We start from the raw sequence: 2,865 nt of genomic DNA, 5'->3' as shown, positions 1-2,865 counted from the left end.
CCCCCACGCAACGCCTGCACCGCCAGATGCAACGCCACCAACGACGACGAACACGCCGTGTCGAGAGTGACGGCGGGTCCCTCCAGGCCGAGCGCGTAGGCCACCCGGCCCGAGGCCAGGCTCGCCGCGCTGCCGGTGAGGAGATGGCCGCGTACGTCGTCCGGGACCTCGCCGAACGTCGCGCCGTAGCCCTGGTGGCCGCAGCCGACGAACAGGCCGGTACGGCTGCCGCGCAGTGAGCGCGGGTCGAGGCCGGCCCGCTCGACGGTCTCCCAGGAGACCTCCAGGAGCAGTCGTTGCTGGGGGTCGATGGCGACGGCCTCGCGCGGAGAGATGCCGAAGAAGGCGGCGTCGAAGGCGTCGGCGCCGGACAGGAAGCCGCCCTCGTTCACGTAACTGGTGCCGGGGCGCGACGAGTCGGGGTCGTACAGCGCGTCGAGGTCCCAGCCGCGGTCGGCCGGGAAGGAGCCGACGGCGTCACCGCCCCGGGCCAGGAGATCCCACAGTTCCTCGGGCGAGGTGATACGGCCGGGGAGCCGGCAGGCCATGGCGACGATGGCGATCGGTTCGTCGTCGCCGTGGCCGCCCGCCCGGACCAGGTCCGCTCCGGGGGCGCGATGGCCGGACTCCGGTGTGCCGTCGTCGAGTTCGCGCACCAGGTGTTCGGCGAGGGCCAGGGGAGTCGGGTGGTCGAAGACCAGGGTCGTCGGCAGGGTGAGTCCGGTGGTGGTGGCCAGGAGGTTGCGCAGTTCGACGGCGGTGAGCGAGTCGAAGCCGCAGTCCTGGAAGGCGCGGGCCGGCTGGATGCTCTCCGGTGTCGGGTGGCCGAGCGCGGTGGCCGCGCTGTGGCGCACCAGCTTGAGCAGCAGCTGCCGGCGCTCGACGGCGCCCAGCGGGGCGAGTTCGGCGCGCAGGCCGCCGCCGTGCCCGGCCGTCGAGCCCTGGGCCACCGCCATGCCACGGACGGCTTCCGGGATGCGGCTCAGCAGTTTGCCGCCGGGCAGTCCCCGCCGCCCGGCGGCGATCCTGGCCCAGTCGACGTCGGAGACCAGCGCCCAGGTGTCGTCGTGGGCGAGGAGGCTGCCGAGGGCGGTGAGCGCCGGTTCGACCTCCATCGGGGTCAGGCCGCCGCGCCGCAGCCGGTTCAGTACCGCGGGGTCGTCGGCCATGCCACCGCCGGCCCAGGGTCCCCAGGCGACGGAGGTGGCCGCGAGTCCGGCGGCGCGGCGCCGCCGGGCGAGGGCGTCGAGGTAGGCGTTGCCGGCCGCGTACCCGGCCTGTCCGGCCGAACCGAGCGCACCGGCGATGGACGAGAACAGGACGAACGCAGTGAGGGGGGTGTCCAGGTTCCGGGTGGCCTCGTCGAGGTTGTCGGCCGCGCGCAGCTTGGCGCGCAGGACGGTGGCGTAGCGCTCGGGGTCCATCGCGGTGAGCGGCGCGTCGTCGAGGACGCCCGCGACGTGCAGCACCGAGGTCAGCGGCCGGTCGGCCGGGACGGTGGCGAGCAGCGCCCGCAGCGCGGACCGGTCGGCGGGGTCGCAGGCGGCGACGGTGACCTGGGTGCCCGACTGCTCCAGTTCGCGGCGCAGATCCTCCGCGCCGGGAGCCGCCGGACCCCTGCGGCTGACGAGCAGGAGATGCTCGGCGCCCTCCCCGGCCAGCCGGCGCGCCACATGGGCGCCGATGATTCCGGTGCCGCCGGTGATGAGCGTCGTACCGGTGAACCGCGGTGCGGGACGGGCCTCGTCGCCGTCGCGGGTGACGCGGGTCAGTCGGCGGGCGAAGACGGCCGAGTCGCGGACGGCGAGCTCGTTCTCGTCACCCGGCTGCGCGACGAGCGCCACCAGCCGGGCGAGCGTCCGCGGGTCCGGCCGCTGCGGCAGGTCGAGGAGGCCGGCCCACAGATCGGAGTGCTCGACGGCCGCGGTCCGGCCGAGCCCCCAGGTGGTGGCCTGGACCGGACGGGTCAGCGGGTCGGCGGCGCCGACGGACACCGCCGACCGTGTGGCCGCCCACAGCCGTGCGCGGGTGCGGGTCTCGGCCAGCACCTGCACCAGCAGGGTGTTGAGGTGCAGTCCCAGAGGCACTTCGGCGTGGGCCGGGTGAGGTGCCTCGGTGAGGGCGAGCAGCGACAGCAGCTGGAGCGGACCGCCACGGGCACCCGCGGCCTCGGTGAGCGCTTCCGCGAGCGGGGCGCGGTCCGCGTCCGCGGCCACGGGGAGGAGGCGGGCGTCCGCACCGGCTGCGGTGAACGCCTCCACCAGGGCGTCGGCCGTTGCCGCGGTGTCCGGGTCACCGACGCAGAAGGGCACCAGCCAGACGCCGGCCGGGGTACCTGTGGGGGACGGCAGGGGTGTCCAGGTCTCCCGGTACTGCCAGGAGTCGGCGGTGGCGCGCCGCATGCTGTCGTGGTGCCAGGAGGTGAGGGCGGGGAGCACGGGTGCCAGGACGTCCGGGTCGAGTGCCAGCCGGTGCGCCAGGTCGCGGACGTCGCCCCTGCGGACGGCGGACCAGAACGCCGAGTCGACGGCGTGCGCCTGGCCGCCCTCCTGGTCGGAGGCCGCGTCGGCCGGCCAGTACCGGACGCGCTGGAAGGCGTAGGTGGGCAGGTCGACGTGGCGTGCTCCGGGGCACAGCACGGGCCAGTCCGGGCTGTGCCCGTGTGCGTGGAGGGTCGCGACCGCACCGAGCAGGGTGCCCGGCTCCGCCCCTTCCTTGCGCAGCGCGGGCACCACCACGTGCTGCGCCGGTTCTCCTTCCCGGTCCTCCGCCGCGGAGGGCAGCAGAGCCAGGGCGAGGGCGGTGAGGGTGCCGTCGGGGCCGAGTTCGAGAGAGCGGGTGACGTTCCGGTCGGCGAGGGCGCGG

Annotated in this window: 1 protein-coding gene; it reads right to left on the bottom strand. The window is 75.5% G+C overall.

Going from position 1 to position 2,865, the window contains the following annotated elements; genetic code table 11:
• The coding region (locus AQJ64_RS44610; RefSeq protein WP_159060366.1) for an SDR family NAD(P)-dependent oxidoreductase at positions 1-2,865 on the bottom strand (2,865 nt) is incomplete at both ends.

It is taken from the genome of Streptomyces griseoruber (genome assembly GCF_001514205.1).
In the GTDB taxonomy this organism is placed as follows: Bacteria; Actinomycetota; Actinomycetes; order Streptomycetales; family Streptomycetaceae; genus Streptomyces; species Streptomyces griseoruber.
Note: the sequence above shows the minus strand (reverse complement) of the source record. Positions and strands in the feature narration are given on the sequence as shown.